At 63.5% G+C, this 21,037-nt stretch carries 16 protein-coding genes; 7 read left to right on the top strand and 9 right to left on the bottom strand.

Going from position 1 to position 21,037, the window contains the following annotated elements; all coding sequences use genetic code 11:
• Positions 1-8 precede the first annotated feature (8 nt).
• Positions 9-659, top strand: coding sequence for a riboflavin synthase (locus tag FTO74_RS02135; RefSeq protein WP_162536666.1), 651 nt, complete (start codon positions 9-11; stop codon positions 657-659).
• Between the two features lie 94 nt (positions 660-753).
• Here FTO74_RS02135 and FTO74_RS02130 read toward each other — a convergent pair whose 3' ends face one another.
• Complete coding sequence (locus FTO74_RS02130; RefSeq protein WP_162536665.1) at positions 754-2,043, bottom strand: GGDEF domain-containing protein; 1,290 nt, start codon at positions 2,041-2,043, stop codon at positions 754-756.
• Between the two features lie 198 nt (positions 2,044-2,241).
• Positions 2,242-3,459: a D-alanine--D-alanine ligase family protein gene (locus FTO74_RS02125; RefSeq protein ID WP_162536664.1), complete on the bottom strand. Its 1,218-nt coding sequence runs from the start codon at positions 3,457-3,459 to the stop codon at positions 2,242-2,244.
• Positions 3,460-3,888: 429 nt separating this feature from the next.
• On the opposite strand from FTO74_RS02125, the gene FTO74_RS02120 reads away from it, so the two are divergent.
• Positions 3,889-4,518, top strand: coding sequence for a hypothetical protein (locus tag FTO74_RS02120; RefSeq protein ID WP_162536663.1), 630 nt, complete (start codon positions 3,889-3,891; stop codon positions 4,516-4,518).
• 54 nt (positions 4,519-4,572) lie between these two features.
• On the opposite strand, the gene FTO74_RS02115 is transcribed toward FTO74_RS02120, so the two are convergent.
• Complete coding sequence (locus FTO74_RS02115; RefSeq protein ID WP_162536662.1) at positions 4,573-5,460, bottom strand: sugar phosphate isomerase/epimerase family protein; 888 nt, start codon at positions 5,458-5,460, stop codon at positions 4,573-4,575.
• Positions 5,461-5,903: 443 nt separating this feature from the next.
• Complete coding sequence (ggt, locus tag FTO74_RS02110) at positions 5,904-7,679, bottom strand: gamma-glutamyltransferase (RefSeq protein ID WP_255462451.1); 1,776 nt, start codon at positions 7,677-7,679, stop codon at positions 5,904-5,906.
• Between the two features lie 119 nt (positions 7,680-7,798).
• Between ggt and FTO74_RS02105 the strand changes: the two genes are divergently transcribed.
• On the top strand, positions 7,799-8,398 hold the full coding sequence (locus FTO74_RS02105; RefSeq protein WP_162536661.1) for a class I SAM-dependent methyltransferase: 600 nt from the start codon (positions 7,799-7,801) through the stop codon (positions 8,396-8,398).
• Between the two features lie 326 nt (positions 8,399-8,724).
• On the opposite strand, the gene cysS is transcribed toward FTO74_RS02105, so the two are convergent.
• Both cysS and tsaD read right to left on the bottom strand, forming a co-directional pair.
• On the bottom strand, positions 8,725-10,218 hold the full coding sequence (gene cysS / locus FTO74_RS02100) for a cysteine--tRNA ligase (protein ID WP_162536660.1): 1,494 nt from the start codon (positions 10,216-10,218) through the stop codon (positions 8,725-8,727).
• Positions 10,219-10,404: 186 nt separating this feature from the next.
• Positions 10,405-11,544, bottom strand: a complete 1,140-nt coding sequence (tsaD, locus tag FTO74_RS02095; protein ID WP_255462450.1) for a tRNA (adenosine(37)-N6)-threonylcarbamoyltransferase complex transferase subunit TsaD — start codon at positions 11,542-11,544, stop codon at positions 10,405-10,407.
• A 38-nt stretch (positions 11,545-11,582) separates the two neighbouring features.
• Here tsaD and FTO74_RS02090 point away from each other — a divergent pair, with 38 nt between their 5' ends.
• The gene (locus FTO74_RS02090; protein ID WP_162536659.1) at positions 11,583-12,935 is read left to right on the top strand and encodes a CCA tRNA nucleotidyltransferase; all 1,353 of its coding nucleotides are present in this window, start codon (positions 11,583-11,585) and stop codon (positions 12,933-12,935) included.
• A gap of 15 nt (positions 12,936-12,950) precedes the next feature.
• Here FTO74_RS02090 and FTO74_RS02085 read toward each other — a convergent pair whose 3' ends face one another.
• Positions 12,951-13,970 carry a hypothetical protein gene (locus tag FTO74_RS02085; protein ID WP_162536658.1) on the bottom strand — a complete coding sequence of 340 codons (1,020 nt, stop codon included), beginning with the start codon at positions 13,968-13,970 and terminating at the stop codon, positions 12,951-12,953.
• 224 nt (positions 13,971-14,194) lie between these two features.
• Here FTO74_RS02085 and fdhF point away from each other — a divergent pair, with 224 nt between their 5' ends.
• The 3 genes from fdhF to kdsA all read left to right on the top strand — a co-directional run bounded on the left by fdhF (position 14,195) and on the right by kdsA (position 18,792).
• A complete protein-coding gene (gene fdhF / locus FTO74_RS02080; protein ID WP_162536657.1) occupies positions 14,195-17,233 on the top strand; it encodes a formate dehydrogenase subunit alpha in 3,039 nt (1,012 codons plus the stop codon).
• A gap of 14 nt (positions 17,234-17,247) precedes the next feature.
• On the top strand, positions 17,248-17,703 hold the full coding sequence (locus tag FTO74_RS02075; RefSeq protein WP_162536656.1) for a DUF1641 domain-containing protein: 456 nt from the start codon (positions 17,248-17,250) through the stop codon (positions 17,701-17,703).
• Between the two features lie 255 nt (positions 17,704-17,958).
• Positions 17,959-18,792, top strand: coding sequence for a 3-deoxy-8-phosphooctulonate synthase (gene kdsA / locus FTO74_RS02070; protein WP_162536655.1), 834 nt, complete (start codon positions 17,959-17,961; stop codon positions 18,790-18,792).
• 320 nt (positions 18,793-19,112) lie between these two features.
• On the opposite strand, the gene FTO74_RS02065 is transcribed toward kdsA, so the two are convergent.
• Both FTO74_RS02065 and FTO74_RS02060 read right to left on the bottom strand, forming a co-directional pair.
• Positions 19,113-20,027: an OmpA family protein gene (locus FTO74_RS02065; RefSeq protein ID WP_162536654.1), complete on the bottom strand. Its 915-nt coding sequence runs from the start codon at positions 20,025-20,027 to the stop codon at positions 19,113-19,115.
• Positions 20,028-20,283: 256 nt separating this feature from the next.
• Positions 20,284-20,802 (bottom strand): DUF2393 family protein, encoded by a 519-nt coding sequence (locus FTO74_RS02060; RefSeq protein ID WP_162536653.1) that lies wholly within the window; start codon positions 20,800-20,802, stop codon positions 20,284-20,286.
• Positions 20,803-21,037: the final 235 nt, after the last annotated feature.

The raw sequence follows: 21,037 nt of genomic DNA, 5'->3' as shown, positions 1-21,037 counted from the left end.
CTAGTTGCATGTTTACTGGATTGATTGAGACCACCGGAACCGTCGTATCTGTGGAGCGTGGACGCGGCGCCATGAGGATCACGCTCGCCTCCGCCGGAATCGCACCGAAGCTCAATACGGGCGACTCCGTGGCCGTCTCGGGAGTCTGCCTGACCGCGCTCGATATCACCTCGACGCATTTCTCCGCCGATCTGGCCGAGGAGACCATCGCCCGCACCACGCTGAGCAAACTGGCTCCGGGGACCGTGGTGAACCTGGAGCTGCCCACGCCCGCCGGTTCTCCGCTGGGCGGGCACGTCGTCCAGGGCCACGTCGACGGCACCGGAGAGCTGCTGGCGCTCGAACCGGCGAATCCTGCCGAGCCGGCGACGACCGACTGGAAGCTGCGGCTCCGCATCCCTGCGGAGCTGAGCCGCTACGTGGTGGCCAAGGGGTCGATTACGGTCGAGGGCATCTCGCTGACGGTGGCGGCGGTCGCGGACGACGTGGTGACGATTGCGATCATCCCCCACACCTTTGCCGCGACGGCTCTGCATACCCTGACGCCGGGTGCACCGCTGAATATCGAGGTCGATGTGCTCGCCAAGTATGCCGAACGGCAGTCGGCAGGGGAGACGTTCGTGTTGACCGAGGAATATCTGCTGGCCAACGGGTATTAAGTCCGGTCTGCCTCAGCAGCAACGGCAAAAGCGCCCTCGCGCCAGGAACTTAGTGCTGTTCTGGACGCTTCGCGTGAAAGGCGAGGAACGCTGCCTATCCCGCGACCTCCATCCGCTCATCGTCGCGGGCAAAGGCCAACAGGCTGCCGCCGTTGCGTTTGGCATGGTACATCGCCTTGTCCGCCGCCTCGCGCAGTTGAACGATGTTCTCCGCGATCCGCGGCGCAACCGCGATGCCGATGCTGATGTGGCAGTCCACCGTCTGGTCCGTGATGACGAAGGGCACGCTGGCGGCGGACATCATCGCCCGCGCGATGAAGCTCAGGTGATGCTCGTCCGCGACCCCGGCCAGGATCGCCGTGAACTCATCGCCGCCCGTGCGCGCCAGCATGTCTCCGGGGCCGATATGCCAGCTTAGCCGAACCGCCAGCGCGCGCAATAGCTCGTCTCCGGCGTGGTGCCCCAGAGTATCGTTGATCCGCTTGAACTCGTCCACGTCGATGACCAGGAAGGCCAACGGCATATTGGTGGCAATCGCCTGGCTCATGGCGGCGGCGGCGCGCTGCTCAAAGAGCCGGGCGTTGGGCAGGCCGGTGAGCGGATCGTGCTGCGCCAGGTGCTCGGCCCGCACGACCACCTCCTCGATGAACGAGAAGACGATGCCCGCCACGAAGATGAACTGCGGCACCACCACCAGCTTGTGGTGAAGCGACAGCGCCGGGTAGAGGAATCCCAGCAGCTCGGCGACCATGAAAGTGGCTCCCCAGGCAAAGAGACCGGCGACCGCCACGATGGAGGATCGCGTAATGCGCGGGAGATAGGCGAGGTAGAGCGCCGCAATGCTCGAAAACATGATGAGCTGCAGCCCATTGAAGACCACTGCGGGGCTGGGATGAGGGGCACACGCCGCGACCGCCCCCACCACCGCAAACGCCGCCGCAAGGCCGGTCAGCGGGCGTGGGCGATGGCGCACCCGTAGCAGAGCCAGAGCCGGCAGCAGGAAGGTGATCGCCACAAACCGCTGTATCAGCGAGTTGTGCAGCTTCGAGCTGTGGGGCGAGAGGACCAGAAGAATCACCTGGACCATGAGCGGAATACCGACTGCGGCCGTGAACTGCCAGTTGACCCGCACCTTGTGGACATTGCCTGCCGCGCGCAGAAAACAGAGCGCGGCGGCCTGCAGGAACATCATGCCGACAAGGGCAAAGACCCGGCCGCGCAGGTCGTGCGACACGCTGAAGACGTGCGCTACATAATGGAGCAGCAGAAAGATCCACCCGGCAAGCCAGGTGTTCGCGTGCCGCCCTGCGCGCGCCACGATGGGCTGAAACAGAATGATCGAGATAAAAAGCGCGCAGATCTCGGGTAAGACGGAAGCATCCACAGAAAATCCTCAGAGTGCGGACATGCTTGAACCGGCAATCGACCAGTATTCCGCGCTTCTACCGCTCAACGAACAGGAGCGGGACGGGAATCGTGCACTAATCAGGGTTCAGGGTTCAGAGTCCATTATTGGACTCTGGTGCTGTCTAATCAATAGTTTTCGTTCCAAATGATGGAGTTATTTTCTCTTCCAGAGGCATTACATCTTCTGGAAGCTGGTGTTGAGCTTCTCGGCTTGGCGCTGCTGCGCGAGCTGGATCAGCCGGTCGATAAGCTGGCGGTAACCCAGCCCGCTGGCCTGCCATAGCTTGGGGTACATGGAGATGCTGGTGAATCCCGGCATCGTATTGATCTCATTGAGGAAGATGGCCGGTTTGCGCCCCCGCTGCGGAGGCTCCATCAGGAAGTCCACGCGGGCCAGCCCGGCGGCGTCGCATGCCTTGAAGGCGGCGACGGCGAGCGTCCGGATCTGCTTCTGCTCGCTCGCGCTCAGTTTGGCCGGGATGATCGGAATGGAAGGCTCGGCGGAGTCCGCATATTTGGAGTCGTAGTCGTAAAACTCCCGATTCGGGACGATCTCGCCGATGACCGAAGCCTCCGGCTCGTCGTTGCCGAGGACGGCCACCTCCAGCTCGCGGGGCTTGGCTCCGGGGCCGCCGACGCCCTGTTCGATGACCAGCTTGCGGTCGTACTGGGAGGCCAGGTCCATCGCCGTCGCCAGCTCCTTGCGGTCGTGTACCTTGCTGATGCCGACCGACGAGCCCAGATTGGCCGGTTTGACGAAGAGCGGGTAGGCCAGCGACTTTTCGATGAGCTTGCGGCAGCGGAGCGGGTCGGACTTCCACTCCGAGCGCAGCAGCGTGACCCACGGGGTCTGCGGCAGCCCGGCCGAGCGGAAGAGCCGCTTCATCACGTCCTTGTCCATACCGGCGGCGGAGCCGAGCACGCCCGAGCCAACGTAGGCGATGCCCGCGACCTCGAGCAGTCCCTGGATGGTTCCGTCTTCGCCGAAGGTGCCGTGCAGCACGGGGAAGATGAGGTCGAGGCCGAGCGCGCTGGTCTTCTCGGCCAGAGCCAGGTCGGCGGCGGCATTCAGATGCAGCCTGGCGGGGGCAGGGGCCGACGGCGGGATGCTGATCGGCTCCCCGCTGCGCAGGACGGCGGCGACGCTGGCGAAGCCGGGGTCGTCCTCATCGGGCGAGACGAGCTGCGGTGCCGTCGGAGCAGCCTCTCCCGAGAGCAGGTGCTGGGCCTCGCCCCCGGTGAGCCACTGGCCGTCCTTGGTGATGCCGATGGGCACGACCTCGTACTTGCGGCGGTCGATGGCCTTGAGGATGGAGGCGGCGGAGAGCAGCGAGACTTCGTGCTCGCCGGAGCGACCGCCGAAGAGGATGCCGAGACGGATTTTTTTCTTCATGTCGACTAACAGGTTACGGCGGCGGAGCCCTGTGCGGGGGAGGGAAAATCCAAAAAAGCGGGGCCGAACATGATCGGGAATCCTGCCGGCGCGGCTGGAGGAGGCAGTCTCGTAAATATTTCTTTCGCAGGCAACTTTCAGGACACATTGCCACATCCATTGAGTCGTGGGGATTGCGATAGATCGCAACTCCGCACATGCAGCCCTCCCCTGTTTCACCCTTTTGACTTATCTAGACTTATCTATAGGATGCAATCCTCCCGGTGCGGCCAGTACAGCCGCATCTTGTGGAGCATCCTTTTCGCCTCTGTTGCCTGCCTGGGTTGGCCGGTTCGATCATCACTCCTTGTGGTGGGGAGATCTTAGGACGGTGATCCCATGCTGCTCCCTGCTCGTGTGCTTCTTGCGTTCTTTCTCCTTCCCAGTACCGTGACCCCGCTTATCCTCGCGCAATCGAACGGAAGCACGGCAACCCCTGCAAATAAAAAGGGCGCGAACGCGGAAGAAACGACTCCCGTCGATGGAATTCCGAAGCAGACCCTCTCCGTCGAGATCCGCGATGGAATGCTGACGGTCGATGGGCTGGTGGTGAAGGCGGGGGTGAACTACGACGTGGAAAGTGTTCCCTTTCTCTACTTCTTTCTGCCCGGCATCGGTACGGCGGTCGTTGCGCGCGAGCACATCCCCAACTCCACGCCGCAGAAGAATGCTTTTCACGGATCGACCCTGACCATCCATGCATTTGGGCATGAGGTGGAGCTGTCCAACGCCAACCCTCTGCTATCGGGCAAGAATAAGAGCGATGATACGGCGTGGGTCTCGCTCGACAATGACTACACTCGCGTTGCCCGCACGCCCATGATGGGCTATGGGCTGGCTCCGCGTGCGCCTTACCAGTGGCCGGGTGCGAAGATCCTGGCTGCGGCCCCCGATCATTCACACTCGAACGCTCCTCCCCTGCCTGCGAGTGCGAAGCCCACGATGGAGTCCAACTACTCGGTGACGGTGCCCGGCACGACCGCCGATAACCCATCCAGGCCCCCGTCAAAGCAGAAGTAGAGAGGCCCTTGCGTCCGGGTCGAAGGTCAGGTCAGGATCGGTGTTAGGGAGTGCCTAGCTTTGCAGTTCGAGCAGCCGCCGCTGCTGGTCGAAGGCCTCGATCGCCGCGCGGGTGACGGCTGCGGGCGACTCGTCCAGGTCGTACTGAATCTCGAGCACCCCGGCGGTCTCCGGGTGCAGCGTCGCCAGCAGAGGGTAGGTCTTCGCCCAGTCGATTCCGCCCTCAATCCGTTGCGCAGAACGCGCTGGCCACAGGTGCTCGTCCAGGCTGCCGTTGCTGGGCCGAGGAGCGTGGGGGCCGTGGTTGTCGTGCAGATGGCACTCCATGATGCGCGGCTTCAGCAGAGAGAAGGTCGCCTCGAGACCTAGCTCGCTGAGGTAAGCGTGGCCGAGATCGAGGCAGACGCCGACCCGGTCGAAGTGGCCGATGCGCAGGATGGCCAGCAGGTGGTCGGGCGTGGTGATCTCGTTCTCGAGGTTCTCGAGCAGAAGGCGCACGCCGAGAGGCCCGGCGAAGGCCTGCAGATGCTCGATGGCGGTCAGCGAGTGCTCGAGCGCGCGGTCGCTCCAGGCCTCGTGCTTCTGGCCCAGGTGCAGCACGCAGGATGCGATGGGAATCTGCTCGGCGGCCTCGAGCGCGCGCTTCACCTCATCCATGGCGGCGATGCGGTGCGACTTCTCGTTGGCGATCAGGTGCAGCGAAGGTTCGGTGTGGCGGGTCCAGCGCGGCTCGGCCGAGAGCGGCTGGTGCAGCGTGGGCGTCACCTGGTTGGAGCGGAACCAGGAGGCGATCTCGCGGACGCTGGCGCGATCAGTGTAGTCGAAGTGGTGGCGCGCGGCGAAGAGTTCGATGGTGCGGGCTCCGCTGGCAGCGAGCGCGTCGAGCAAGCCGGGGTGCAGGCGATGGGGGAGGAAGACGTGGGTCGAGATGCCGGGAGTCATAGGGTTCGGTTCAAGGGTACAGGAGCGGCTTGTGGGTCTGCATCCTCCAAGATGGCACAGCCTTGTGACGGAGCCGAGAAAACACGCGCAGCGTCGAGCACCGCACGAAGTGCCGCCCGCCCGGCGTGAGGGCGCTGTTGTTGCTGTTGGCTTATCCCGGCCCTGCACGTCCAAAGGAGGAGATGCCACCCTCCCCACTTATGCGGCATAACAATTCCCGATGAGAAAACGGTTCGCCCCACGCGCATACTGACGTACAGCTATGAGGCTTACTCCGGCCAGCCGCTCAGCCGTACGACGCAGGAGAATGGCTCTGCTCCAAATGAACGTGCCGCTTATCTGTTGGCTCAGAGGTCGGCTGTGTTGCCGTAAGTACAACAGCAAAGACGCCCTCACGCCGGGCGGGCGGCACTTCGTGCGGTCTTGGACGCTTCGCGTGTTTCTCAGTATCCAGCGGCCTTCCCAAACGCTCTGCGCCGGTCATGCCCACCCAGCAACTCGCCGGTCTTCGGATCGACAGCAATCAACTCACTATCCCCCCAAACACCAGGGTTCTTCTCATCTGCCTCATTGGCCCGCGAGACCCTGTACCCCATCGCCCGCATCGCCTCCACCACCGGCAACGGAAACGCCTTCTCGAACTCCAGCACATCCGGCAGATACTGGTGATGGAATCGCGGAGCATCCGCAGCCTGCTGGATCGTCAGCCCGTTGTCCACCTCGCTGAGCAGGTCATTGGCCACCGTCGTGATGATCGTCGATCCCCCCGGCGACCCCAGCACCAGCGCCAGCTTTCCATTCTTGAGCACCATCGTCGGAGTCATGCTCGAGAGCGGCCGATGCCCCGGCGCAATCGCATTGGCCGGTCCCTGGATCAGCCCGAACATATTCGGCGAACCGGGCTTTGAGGAGAAGTCGTCCATCTCGTTGTTCATCAGGAAGCCCAGCCCTTCGGCCGTAACGCCCGATCCAAACAGCCCATTGAGCGTGTAGGTGCAGGAGACGGCGTTGCCCTCGGCATCGACGATGGAGTAGTGCGTCGTCTGCGTGGATTCCTTTGGCGGAGCGGCAGCGGGCGGCGCAGGCAGAAACCCCGCAGGCCGCACCAGCGTTGCCGAGGGCGTAGGCTTGGCCAGATCAATCGACTTACGCCATGCCGCCGCGTAGTCGGGCGAGGCCATCTGGGCCAGCGGCATCGTCGTGTAGTCGGGGTCGCCAAGGTAGTCCGCGCGATCCATGTACGCACGCCGGAAGGCCTCGGTGATGACATGCACCTGCGCGGGTGAGCGGTCGCTCCCTAACTTTGCAAGATCAAATCCAGACAAGATATTCAGCGTCTCCAGCAGCACGATGCCGCCCGAGGACGGCGGCGGCGAGGTGACGATCTCATAGCCGCGATAATGCCCCGTCAGAGGCACGCGATCCTTGACCTTGTACACCGCCAGATCCTCTCGCGTGATGAGCCCGCCGTGCGCCTGAATGGACGTGGCCAGTTGCTGCGCAATCTCGCCGCGATAAAAATCGTCCGGCTGCTGCGAGATGCGGGTCAGGGTACGGGCGAGATCGGGCTGGGTGAATCGCTCGCCAGCCTGATACGGCTTGCCGTCACGTTGGAAGATGCGCCGCGACTCGGGATAATTCGCCAGGTTGGGATTGCCTAACGCCCGCGCCTCTTCAGCCGAAAGCACATAACCCGCGCTAGCCAGCCTAATCGCCGGAGCCATCACACGCGCCAGCCCCAGCCGCCCGTAGTGCCGCTCCGCGTAGACCAGTCCCGCCACCGTGCCGGGTACGCCGATGGCCTTGTATCCCTTGGTCGAAAGCCCCGGCACCACGTTCTTCTGCGCGTCCAGATACATGTCTGCGGAGGCGGCCAGCGGAGCCTCCTCGCGGTAGTCGAGGAAGTGCGCCGCGCCCTTGTGGTCGCGCACCAGCATGAAGCCGCCGCCGCCCAGGTTGCCCGCCTGCGGGAAGACCACCGAGAGCGCAAAACCCACGGCCACGGCGGCGTCGACGGCATTGCCGCCGGCTTTCAGCGTCTCAACCCCGGCGTCGGTGGCGTCGTGCTGGATGGTGACCACCATGGCGTGCCGCGCCCGCACTGGCTCAACGCCTGTCGCCGGAACCTGCGCCTGGCTTTGGGTCGCAAGCAAACACGTCAGCGCGAGCAGGGACAGCCTGCGCATCGAGCATAGGGGAGTATGCGTATATGGCTTCATCTCTGGCTAGGATACCCGGCAAAGACTGTAACGAACGAGCCATTTCCTTTAGGATCAAAAGACAGTTACGAGGCTGAATGGGACTCTTCCGCAGGAAAATCAAACAGGAACACAAGGTGATGCAGCAGGCCGAGCGCGCCGCCGGAGCCTTGCTGCCCGAGTACCACCGCGCCACGCCTGAGTGCCCGCACCCCGAGCGCTGGCACATGTACGACTCCATGACCGCCGAGGCCGAGGTGCTGGAGTTCCTGCGCACGCTGGTCACCACGACCAAGCCGGAGCTGGTGGTCGAGACCGGATCGTTCCTCGGCGTCAGCACGCTGTGGATCGCGGAGGGCCTGCGCGCCAATGGCCGCGGCAAGATCATCAGCTGCGAGTTCGACCCGGTCGTCTACGCGAAGGCGAAGGAGAAGGTTGCCGTCTCGGGGTTAGCCGAGTGGATTGAGCTGCGTAATGAGTCGTCTCTAGAGATGGTCGTTCCGGGCACGATCGACCTGCTCTTCAGCGATAGCGATATGCCCATCCGCGAGGCTGAGGTGAAGCGGTTTCTGCCGCAGCTCAATCCGTATGGATTGGTTCTGCTGCATGATGCCAGTTCGCACCTGAAGACGGTGCGTGAGGCGGCGCAGCGGATGGAGGCGGAAGGGCTGCTCTCGTGTGTGTTTCTGCCGACGCCACGTGGGTTGGTGGTGGCGCAGAAGCGGGCGGGGCGGTACTAGAGACAAGAGAGCAAGAGCAAGGCGAAACGGGGATAAAAAGGGAAAAAGGGATAAGAGCGGAGCCTTGATATCTTTGCTTCTCACGCGAAGCGTCCAAAACCGCACGAAGTGCCGCCCGCCCGGCGTGAGGGCGTTGTTGCTGTTGCCTGTTCTTTTGTTGTCATTCAGGAGCGAAGCGGAGGAATCTGCTTCTGTCCTTGTTGTTGCTGTTGCTTCTGGGGTAGGCCCGGGCTTTAGCCCCCGAGGTATGCTTTCTTCGACCGTGCCCTTAATGTTCCGGTGTGGGTCGAATATGTCCGGGCTAAAGCCCGGACCTACCTAAGAAGCTACTTCCTCTTCCAGCGCACTCCGTCTTTGCTGTCTTCGATCACGATTCCCTTGGCCAGCAGGTCGTTCCGAATCGCATCGGCCCGCGCAAAGTTGCGGGTCTTCTTGGCATTCGTACGCTCAGCCACCAGCGCATCAATCGCCGCGTCTGTAAGAGAAAGCCGCTCCACCAGCTCAGGGTCCGCCTCGTCGATGCGCCCCTCACCCTCGGCCCACTCGAGCGCCGCACGCGTGATCTCCGCGTCGCGATCCTCCAGCACCGCGAAGACGCCGTCGAAGCGCTCCAGCACGCGCAGAATCTGAGTCGCATTCTCCGCCTTCAGCGAGCCGGTATCCGCAGCCGAGTTCGCCGCGCGCACCAGGTCGAAGATCGCGGCACGTGCCTCGGCCGTGTTCAAGTCGTTATTCAGAGCGGCGTCATACTTGGCCAGCGCCTGCGCGGTCACGGCCTCCAACTCGGCGTTGAGCCCTTCGCCAAAGCCACCCTGCCGCATCCGCTGCGTAAACGTCCGCAGCCGATCCACCGCGTTGGTCGATTCGAGCAGGCCGTCGAACGTAAAGTTCAACTGGTGCCGATAGGGCACGCTCATCAGCAGGAAGCGAATCGCCGAGGCCCGGTGGCCCTTGAGCAGAAGGTCGCGCAGGGTGTAAAAGTTCCCCTCCGACTTCGACATCTTCTTACCTTCGACCAGCAGAAAACGCACGTGCATCCAGTGCCGCGCGAAGGTCTTGCCGCTCGCCGACTCGGACTGCGCGATCTCGTTCTCGTGGTGCGGAAACATCAGGTCTTCGCCGCCCGCGTGCAGGTCGAAGTCGTCGCCCAGGTACTTGGTCGCCATGGCCGAGCACTCGATATGCCACCCCGGACGCCCGCGTCCGATCTCGGTATCCCAGCTCGTCTCGGGTGTGCCGTCGGGGCCGTTCTTCACGGCCTTCCACAGCGCGAAGTCCCGCGCCGCGTCCTTCTCGTACTCGTCCACCTCGACGCGCGCGCCGTCCTCGATGCCGTCGAAGTCCTTCTTCGAGAGCTTGCCGTACTCGGGAAACCGCGCAATGCGGAAGTACCAGCTTCCGTCCTCGACCTGGTAGGCGATATCGCGCGCGCCCAGCCGCTCGATCAGCGCGACCATCTCGGGGATGTTCTCGGTGGCGCGGGGCAGCACCTCGGGCGTCTCTACGCCGAGCGCGGCCATGTCCTCGAAGAACGCTTTCTCGAAGCGTGCCGTATACTCGCCGATGGGCTTGCCCGCGATCGCCGCGTTGCGGATGATCTTGTCGTCCACATCGGTAATGTTCATCACGTGGCGGACGGTGATACCGCTCTGGCGCAGGAAGCGTCGCAGCACGTCGACGTGGATGAAGGTGCGGAAGTTGCCGATGTGGCCGTAGTCGTAGATGGTGGGGCCGCAGGCATACATGCGCAGCACGGCGCCGTCCGAGGGCGCAAGCGGCTCGACGCGCCCGCTGAGTGTGTTGAAGAGTTCGATCGCCACTGTGTCGCTTCTGTCCTGCGCAGCCCTCCGCGCGGACGCGGGCGGCCTCTCTCTATGCGGATCGGTGCAGAAAAATAAGTTCCTGCTGATATCTCAAACCAATTCTAGTCTAGCTGATGCGCTTAAAAGCGCCCTCACGCCGGGCGGGCGGCACTTCGTGCGGTTTTGGACGCTTCGCGTGCTTGCTCAGCCTAGCCGCAGTTGCGGAGCCGCCGTCATCTCCTCCGGGGCGAACTCCCCGGCTTGGAGCTTCGGCCATGCCGCCGCCGCGATCATCGCCGCGTTGTCGGTCGAGAGCGCCACCGAGGGGAACGCCACCGGCAGCCCGCGCCGTGCGGCCTCGGCCGTAAACCGCTGCCGCAACTCCCGGTTGGCCGAGACGCCGCCCGAGACCAGCACGCCGCGCACGCCGAACACCTCTGCTGCCGCGAAGGTCTGGCGCAGCAGAACACCCACCACCGCCGACTGGAACGAGGCGATCAGCCCCAGAGTCTGCGGATCGCAAAGAGAGACCACTTCAGACGCCTTGATCGCCGGGTTCGCGGCCAGCGCCGCCTGCCGCGCCTCCACGCCGGGCTGCATCCCGTGGTCGCGCACGTAGCGCAGCGCCGCCGACTTGATGCCGCTGAAGGAGAAGTCGAAGCGCAGCCCCTGCTCACCCTCGCGGGGCTTGATGGCGTGGAACTGGAACGGCACCGCGCGCGGGTCGCCGTGGACCGCGAGCGCGTCCATCCAGGGGCCGCCCGGATACCCCAGCCCCAGCAGCTTGGCCACCTTGTCGTAGGCCTCGCCCGCCGCGTCGTCGACCGTGCGGCCCACGTTGCGGTAGCGCCAGCCCGGCTCCACCAGGTAGAGGTGCGTGTGGCCGCCCGATACCACCAGCGCCAGCAGCGGCGGCTCCATCGCGGCCTCGCCGCGCTGCCGCGCCTCCATCAGCACGGCGTGGATGTGGCCTTCGAGGTGGTTGACGCCGATCAGGGGGCGGTCGAGTCCGAAGGCCAGCGACTTCGCGTACAGGATGCCGACCAGCAGCGCACCCGCGAGGCCCGGGCCTTCGGTGACGGCCACCGCGTCGAGGTCGGCGAAGCTCACTCCTGCCTGCGCCATCGCGGCCTCGACCACGGGGACGATGTTGCGCAGGTGCTCGCGCGAGGCCAGCTCCGGCACCACGCCGCCGTGCTCGGCGTGCAGCGCCACCTGCGAGGCGACCACGTTCGAAAGAGCGGTCTCGCCCGCGCGCACGACCGAAGCCGCGGTCTCGTCGCAACTGCTCTCAATGCCTAAAATCAGCCCGCTCCGTCTCTGCGGAGGCATAGAATCCGTCATCTTTCTATTGTATGGAGTCGGCGCGGTAGCCTGTATACATGGTTCCCCTCACCCCTCCCGACACGCTGGAGTACCGCGCCGCACTGCTGATTGTGCGCGAGCTGCGTGCCGCCGGGCATCAGGCGTATTTTGCCGGAGGGTGCGTCCGCGACCTGCTGCTCGGCACTCCTCCCCATGACTTCGACGTGGCCACGAGCGCCACGCCGACCGAGGTGCTCGGCCTCTTCGACCACACCATCGAGGTCGGCGCGCACTTCGGGGTGGTGCTCGTGCGCCAGCAGGATGTCTCGACCGAGGTCGCCACCTTCCGCCACGACGGAGCCTACTCTGACGGTCGCCGCCCCGATGCGGTGCGTTTTTCGACCGATCCCAAAGAAGACGTGCTGCGCCGCGACTTCACCATCAACGGGATGCTCTTCGACCCGCTGGCCTCAGAGGTGCTCGACTTTGTAGGCGGTCGCGAAGACCTCGCCCGCCGCGTCATTCGCGCCATCGGCTCGCCCGAACTGCGCTTTTCTGAAGACAAGCTGCGGATGTTGCGCGGCGTCCGCTTCGCCGCCCGTCTGGGCTTCGAGATCGAGCCAACGACCGCCTCCGCCATGCGCCAGTACGCCAGCCAGATCACCCAAGTCTCGCTCGAACGCATCCGCGACGAGCTGACCCGGATGCTCACCGAGGGCCACGCTGCACGGGCCTTCGAACTACTGCACGAGACTGGTTTGCTGCCCGAGATTCTGCCCGAGATGGAGAAGCTGCGCGGCGTCGAGCAGCCGCCCCAGTACCATCCCGAGGGCGACGTCTGGGTCCACACGCTGCTGCTGCTGGAAAAGCTGCCCGCGGGCTGCTCGCCCACGCTGGCCTGGGGGGCGCTGCTGCACGATATCGGCAAGCCCGCCACCTTCCAGCCGCCCGACCCCGCCAAACCCGGCGACCGCATCCGCTTCAACGGCCACGTCGAGGTCGGCGTGAGGATTGCCGAGGTGATTTTGGCGCGGCTGCGCTTCTCGAACGAGGACACCGCCCAGATCCTCGCGCTGATCCAGAACCACATGCGCTTCGGCGATGTGCGCCAGATGAAGCAGTCCACGCTGAAGCGGTTTCTGCGCCTGCCGCGCTTTGAGGAGCACCTGGCGCTGCACCACGCCGACTGCACCAGCTCGCACGGCGACCTGAGTCTCTACGAGTTCGCCCGCCACCACTTCGAGACCGCCGAGCCGGAGGCCATACGGCCCGCGCTGCTGGTGACCGGGCGCGACCTGATCGCCGCCGGATACCGGCCCGGCCCGTGCTTCAAGGAGATGCTGGAGTTCGCCGAAGACGCTCAACTTGAGGGGCAGGTTCAGACCCGGGAGCAGGCGCTGATGCTCCTGAAGAACCGTTTCGCAATCTAACGATTGTGCGGGCCTTTAGCGAGAGATAGCTTCATCATGGGGCGCCGGGAGATAACTCGACTCAAAGATCAACACCGAGATGACCGCGACATAGGGAATCAACTCCGCAAAGACCCGGCTTTCGATAATCTCCCCCTGATAGAACATCACCCCGAACCAAAGCGGAACAACATAGAAGAACGTGCGCAACAGACGGTCTGGAATACGGCGGAAATAGAGGCAGAGAAACGGCAAGGTGAACGCGAACACCGAAATAGTTTGAATCAACCCCTTCGGACCCGATACATAACGAATGTTTTTGAAGAACCGCGGATAATCATCCATTGCGTTGTTGTGCAGGAACGGCTGCGCCATCCGGTGCGTAATCACAACCCAGGCGGCTAATAAGATCGCTGCCGTTATGCACAACTGCATCACCCGCCTCCTCTGGCTTCCCCCCTCGAGCGAAGACACCCAGGCTGCAAGCAGAAGGAGGGGCACCCACATAATCGTTGTCTCCCGGTTGTACGTTGCAATCGGCATCAGAACAAACAGTGGCCAGAGCCAGCCTCGATAGATGAAGTACAACCCCAGGCTGAATAGAAACATCGAGAGAAAGTCATACGGAAAGATGTCCTGATGCTCCCATCGGAAGCCCACAGTGATCACGAAGAACATCAACAGCAGGGTCGAAGGAAGCCAGATCAACGCGCCGTTGTTCGATGCTCTCCGGTATAGGAACGTTACCAGCAAGCCGCATCCCACCAGAGCCGAGAAGTCGATCACAAACAGCACATAGTTTGCGGGCTCTTCAAAGATGCCCAGCCCTTTATGACTGGCTCCCATGCGGGCTAACCTTGAATTATGCTCGGCCGCCCGGATCAAAGGCACCAGCAAAGCTCGTTTCTGATAGGGCAGACGCTCCCGCCCCTCGGACCACGCCCTCAGATTGACATAAGGAGAGTCGTTCGTCAGGGTGGAATGTACGGTGTAAAAGCAACCTGCCAGAAATAGAAGGATGTAAATTACCGCATTGCGCCGACTCATCGCCATCATATGTCCTTTATCTCACATGCCAGCCCATCGGCGGGAAGCACCTTTTCAGGATTCAAAACTCCGCTGGTGAAACTTTTCTCCAGCCTGCTAGCACGACGCGCCACAAAATCTGCGCCCAGAGCCTCCAGCCCAGAGCCAAACCTGCGCGAAAGTCATTCCTCCGCTTCGTCGAAACATCGCCTTCGCAGGCCTCTTCTGCTATTCTCGGCTGCATCTGAAGTTCTATGGCGACGCACGCTAAACTCGACCGCAAGCTGCTGAACACTCCCCTCGACGCAACCCCAGACACCGAGATCCTGATCGATGGCCGCCACTTCCCCGCACACGCGGGCGAGCCTCTCATCAACGCGCTGAACCGCTACGCCGAGACCTACTCCGCCCGCCAGACCCCGCAGGTCTGCTACCACGAGATGATGGGGCCGATCCAATCCTGCGACACCTGCATGGTTCAGGTGGACGGCAAGCTTGTCCGCGCCTGCGCCACGCCCGTGGCAGCCAGCATGTTCGTCGCCACCGAGGGCGAGACGGTCGATATCGCCCAGCGCGAGGCCTTCGACCGCATCCTCCAGAACCACATGCTGTACTGCACCGTCTGCGATAACAACAATCAGAACTGCGTGGTCCACAACACCACCGCCGTGCTGGACGTGAAGCACCAGTCCCGTGAGTACACGCCTAAGCCGTACGAGAAGGACATGTCCAACCCCTTCTACCGCTACGACCCGCAGCAGTGCATCCTGTGCGGGCGCTGCGTGGAGGCCTGCCAGAACGTGCAGGTCAACGAAACCCTCTCGATCGACTGGGCCTCGGCGCACCCGCGCGTGCTGTGGGATGGCGGGATGCAGATCGAAGGTTCTAGCTGCGTCTCCTGCGGCCACTGCGTCACCGTGTGCCCCTGCAACGCGCTGATGGAAAAGACCATGCTGGGCCACGCCGGATACCTGACCAACACCCCGCAGGCGGTGCTGAACGACATGATCGAGGTGGTCAAGGGCATCGAGCCGCCGATTGGCTACGGGCCGATCCTTTCGCTCTCGGAGATCGAGTCCGAGATGCGCCACGAGCGCGTGAAGCGCACCAAGACCGTCTGCACCTACTGCGCGGTCGGATGCAGCTTCGAGGTCTGGACGCGCGACCGCCACATTCTGAAGATCGAGCCGACGCACGGCCCCGCCAACGGCATCTCCACCTGCATTAAGGGCAAGTTCGCGTGGGGGCATATCAACTCCGGCGACCGGCTGGTGAAGCCGCTGCTTCGCGACGGCGATACCTTCAAAGAGATCTCGTGGAATGAGGCGCTGGATGTAATCCAGACGCGCTTTACCAAGATCCGCGACGAGCATGGCCCCGACGCGCTGGCCTTCATCGCCTCCTCCAAGTGCACCAACGAGGAGAGCTTCCTGATGCAGAAGCTCGCGCGCGCCGTCATCGGCACCAACAACGTGGACAACTGCGCCCGCTACTGTCAGAACCCGGCCACGATGGGGCTTCAGAGGACAGTCGGCTACGGCGGCGACTCCGGCTCCATCTCCGATATCGAGATCGCCGGGTTGGTCCTGATCGTCGGGGCCAACCCGGCCGAGAACCACCCCGTGCTGGCCACGCGCGTCAAGCGCTCGCACAAGCTGCGCGGCCAGCGCCTCATCGTCGCCGACCTGCGCAAGCACGAGATGGCCGAGCGCGCCGACCTCTTCTTCCGGCCCAATCCTTCGACTGACGCGGTGTGGATGAACGCCTGCGCGAAGTACATCCTCGATCATCGGCTCGCGAAGCAGGACTTTATAGACCAGTGGGTCAATCACTTCGAGGAGTACAAAAAGTCCCTCGCGCCCTTCACGCTCGAGCACGCCGAGGAGGTCACCGGCGTCCCCGCCGCGACGCTGGTCACGGTGGCCAACGAGATCGCCGCAGCCAACGGCGTCTGCATCCTCTTCGCCATGGGCGTCACCCAGCACTGCGGCGGGTCCGACACCGCCACCGCGCTCTCGAACCTACTACTGCTGACCGGCAACTACATGCGTCCCGGCGCCGGAGCCTACCCGCTGCGTGGCCACAACAACGTCCAGGGCGCCAGCGACTACGGCTCCATGCCCAACGTCTACTCGGGCTACCAGAAGGTCGATGACGAGGAGGTCCGCCTCAAGTTCGAGGCCGACTGGGGCGTGACCCTGCCCACCAGCACGGGCAAGGACAACCACCAGATGATCGACGCGATCCTCGAAGGGACGGTCCACTCGCTCTACATCAAGGGCGAGGACACCATCACCTCGGACTCGAACGCGAACTACGTCGCCGAGGCACTGCGCAAGGTCGACTTCCTCATCCTGCAGGACATCAACTTCTCCGAGACCTGCCGCTACGCCGACCTCGTTCTTCCGGCCTGCCCCTCGCTCGAAAAAGACGGCACCTTCACCAGCACGGAGCGCCGCATCCAGCGTATCTACAAGGCTTTGGAACCGCTCGGCGAGTCCAAGGCCGACTGGGAGATCATCCAGCTCATCGCCAACCGCATGGGCGGCAACTGGAAGTACAACCACCCCTCCGAGATCATGGACGAAGTGGCCCGCCTGACGCCGCTCTTCGCCGGGGTCAGCTACGAGCGGCTCGAAGGCTTCAACAGCCTGCAATGGCCCGTCGCCGCCGATGGCACGGACACGCCGCTGCTCTTCACCAAGGGCTTCCCCTTCCCCGACGGCAAGGCGCGCTTCTTCCCCGTCGACTATGTCGCGCCGTCCGAGGAGACGAACAGACGCTTCGATCTGCACCTGAACAACGGGCGGCTGCTCGAGCACTTCGAGCAGGGCAGCATGACCAAGCGCACGCCCGGCATCCACGAGATCACCCCCAACAGCTTCGTCGAGATATCGCCCGAGCTGGCCGCCGAGCGCGGCATCACCAGCGGCCGCCACGTGCAGCTCGAGTCCGCCTACGGCCGCGTGCGCGTGCAGGTGCTGGTCACCGAGCGCGTCCACGGCAAGCAGCTCTACATGTCGCTGAACTCGGTCGATGAGCCGGTAAACCGGCTGACCAGCTCCCACACCGACCGCCAGACCCACACCCCGGCCTTCAAGGAGACCGCCGTCAGCCTGACCGTGCTGCCCGAGCAGGGCGACAACCCGCTGCCGCGCAAGAACTTCCGCTACGGCACCCGCACCCCGCAGGACGGGCTCGAGATCCAGCGCAAGTGGGAGCAGCCGGGATACCACGTCCCCGGAACCCAGCCCGCCGACAAGCTCGTCCAGATCAAGTCCATCACGGTCTAGTAAGGAATCCTCTCATGGCTAATCCGCTACGCTTTACGCCGCTCCCCATCGACCCCAGGCTCGAGCTGAAGAAGCGTCTCGACGAGGCCCCGGCCAAGCACGCCGAGGCCCTGTTGGTGGCCTACGACCTGCTCCAGACCGCGCACGAGAAGGGCATCCTCGACCTGCTCGACGGAGCCATCAGCGGCAAGGACGCCATCGCGGGCAAGCTGGCCTACTACGCCAAGCAGCCCGGCGGCATCAACGCCATCCGCAACCTGCTCGAGGGGGCCAAGATCCTGATGGCGCTCGATCCCGAGACGCTCGAGCAGCTCTCGAGCGCCGTCACCATCGCAGCCGACCAGCATAAGGCCGAGAAGACCCCGCCCAGCCTTTGGCAGATCGCAAAACGCGCCACCAGTGAGGACAGTCGACGCGGGCTCTCGTTTATGACTCTGGTGCTCTCGAGCGTGGGGAAAGCTCTGAAGTAAACCTGTCCCGCCTATAAGGGCTAGGCCGGGGAAAGAAAGCAGACCTCGGGGGCTAAAGCCTGTACCTGCCCCAGAAGCAACAGCAAGAACAAAAGCAGAAACAGATTCCTCCGCTTCGCTCCTGAATGACAACCAAGAAAACAAGCAACGGCAACAACGCCCTCACGCCGGGCGGGCGGCACTTCGTGCGGTTCTCGACGCTGCGCGTGAAATGCCGACAGAGGCATTTTTTCCTTTTTATGCTCCAATGAAAGGGTGACGACTCACCCCTTCCAGATCGGCTCCATCCCCGTCGGCCACGGCCAGCTCTTCCTCATCGGCGGCCCCTGCGTCATCGAATCCGAGCACCACGCCCGCACCCTCGCCGCCGCCATCCAGCGCATCACCTCCGACCTCGGCATCCCCTACATCTTCAAGGCCAGCTACGACAAGGCCAACCGCACCAGCATCCACAGCTTCCGCGGCCCCGGCCTCGTCGAAGGCGCACGCATCCTGCGCCAGATCGCGCAGGACACCGGTTTGCCCGTCCTCACCGACGTCCACACCCCCGAGGACTGCCCCCGCATCTCGGACGCCCTCGACGACGCCGAGTTCGTCCTCCAGATCCCCGCTTTCCTCTGCCGCCAGACCGACCTGCTCATCGCCGCCGCCCAGACCGGCCGCGCCATCAACATCAAGAAGGGCCAGTTCGTCGCGCCGCCGGATATGAAGCACGCCGTCCAGAAGGTCCGCGACTCCGGCAACGAGCGCGTGAGCCTGTGCGAGCGCGGGGCCAGCTTCGGCTACAACAACCTCGTCGTCGATATGCGCGCGTTGCCCATCATGCGCGGCTTCGCGCCGGTGGTCTTCGACGGCACCCATTCGGTCCAGACCCCGTCGTCGGCGGGCGGCGTCTCCGGCGGACAGCCCGAGTTCATCCCGGTGCTCGCCCGCGCAGCCGTGGCCGCGGGCATCGACGGCCTCTTCCTCGAGGTCCACGACAATCCCGCCCAGGCCAAATCCGACGGAGCCAACGCCCTGCACCTGCACCACCTGAAGGCTCTGCTGGAGCAGTTGCTGGCCATCCACGCGGCTGTCCAGCCGAAGTAAAGCGCCCTCACGCCGGGCGGGCGGCACTTCGTGCTGTACTTAGCTTCGCGTGCTCCTCCCGTTGGTCGGAAAGAAAAATTCTCGCTGCCGACCAGCGGGAGACCCTCAGAAGATGATCCCTCCCACACCACCCCGAGAACCGTACGAAGTACCCAAAAAAAAGGCCCCTCGTGAGAGGGGCCAATCTGCCTTGGTTCTCTCTGGTTAGGAGAGCTTGGAGCTGACGCGCTCGTTACTGCGGGCGCATCTCGCAAACTTGCTACTGAACTTGCGGGTGACGGGGGATTAGACTCCCGCCACCCTGGAGAGGTTGTAGAGGGTTACTGGGGCGTGCTCGCGGTAATCGCCGAGTTCGGCGGATTCGCAACGCCGCGTGCCGAGCTTTGCTGGCCCGAAGCGCCGCTGTTCATGGTGGCGAGGCTGTTATGCAGCAGCGTCACCTGCACTCCGTTGGTCAACGGCTTCTCGCCGTCCGCGGTCGCGACCGTGTTCTTGCCGAGACCCGTGCGATAGATCCGGTAGATCGGCACCTGGTGCTCGGTCACGAGATAGCGGACCACCGAGTCCGCCATCGCCTGCGACGTCTGCACGCCGCCGCGCGAGTAGCCCTGCACCTCGACGATGTAGCCCTTTTCAGACGCCAGCCGGGACGCAACCTCGTCCAGATCGGCCTTCGCCTTCGGTCCCAGGGTGGTACGACCCGCGGCGAACTTCACCGACGTCGCCGTCACCTGCTGGTACTGGTCCAGATTGCTCACCGTGCCGTTCAAGGCATTGGTGCGGTCGCTGGCGCTGCCGGCCAGCGTGTTAGCCTGATTGGCGCGGTTGGCGGCATCCTGCGCGTGGGTGTCGGCCGTGTTGGCGGCCACCAGCGCCCGGTTGATACCGGCGGTAGCGCGCGAGTCTACGTCACGGATATCGTTCGCATTCTTCGCCTGCAACTGGTCAAGCTCGTTGGTGCGATCCTTGATCGGATCGATCTGCCTGTGAACCCACTTCTTACGGGCCAGGGGGTTCATGTGGCCCCAGAAGCCCTCCTTCGACTGAGTCTCGAGCGGCTTGCCCGTCGCGTAGCTGCCCGTGTTATCGGGGCTCATGTTGGACGAAGCAGCCGGGGCGCTCTGCGCAGGCGCTGCGGCATCCTGACCGGCCTGGGCCGACTGGGCAAACGCCGAACCGAAGGTAGTTCCTACAATCAGTGCCGAGAGTCCAAGTACTTTGCGTGGATTCATCATATTGGTCTTTGCTCCTTAGTCCCCGCCTCTGCCTTTTTATCGAAACCGGCGAGTACGGTTGCTGGCAGAAGGTCACCAAGCTTGTACGCATTGACTAGAGCAGCCCGAGTGCCAAACTCGAACTAAACCAATAAGTGTTTACAAATGAGCACCTTATGTAAATTTGCACAGGTTTTACTCATGCCCTGAAAGCTCTCTGGGTCGGCAAATACTTCCGGGTCACCGGCGATTTTTTCCGCGCAGAATCCTCCCCCCGTTACCTCAGAGATACCCCGGTGACGTGAATCTCCGGATACTGCTGGTTCCAGTTGCCGGTAATTCCTTCGAACGCCAGGCGGAACTCACGGTCCTCACCCGGCTGGAGCGGGGTAGCGCTCAGGGTCTGGGTATCCACGTAGGGCTCGTGGGTGCGGATCAGGCTCACCGGCACGGTCTCGACCTGGGGCGGCATCTGGACGTCGTTCTTGAAGAGCACCTGCACGGTCGCGCCGGTCAGGGTCTTCGCGCCGTTGTTTTTGATGTGACCGTCGATGAAGGTCGTCTTGCCGCCCGAGAGGCTGGTCGATTCGCTCATCTGGATGCCTGAAATCGCCAGGCTGGCCGCATAGGGATCGAGCGGCAGCAGCGTGCCTGCGGGCGGCGCGGGCTTGCGGTGGCTGGTGAGCAGGATCACCGCGGCTACCAGCAGCATGACCACTCCGGCCACGCCCCAGGCCATCACTGGTACGCCGCCCCGTTCGGGAGTTGGCTCGGAGAACATCTTTGCATCGCTCATAATGCCCAGATTGTAATTCGGGTGATTGACGGAGAGAGATTAGGACGGGGAAAGAAAGCATACCTCGGGGGCTAAAGCCCGCTTCTGTGGGGAGTTTTAATGTCCGGGCTAAAGCCCGGACCTACCCCAGAAGCAACGGCAAAAGCAAGAACAAGGGCAAAGCAGAAGCAGATTCCTCCGCTTCGCTCCTGAATGACAACCAAGAAAACAGGCAACGGCAAAAGCAACGGCAACG

Origin of the sequence: Granulicella sp. WH15 (genome assembly GCF_009914315.1) — a bacterium.
Lineage (GTDB): Bacteria > Acidobacteriota > Terriglobia > Terriglobales > Acidobacteriaceae > Edaphobacter.
The sequence above is the reverse complement of the archived record's forward strand: the minus strand, read 5'-3'. Positions and strand labels throughout refer to the sequence as shown.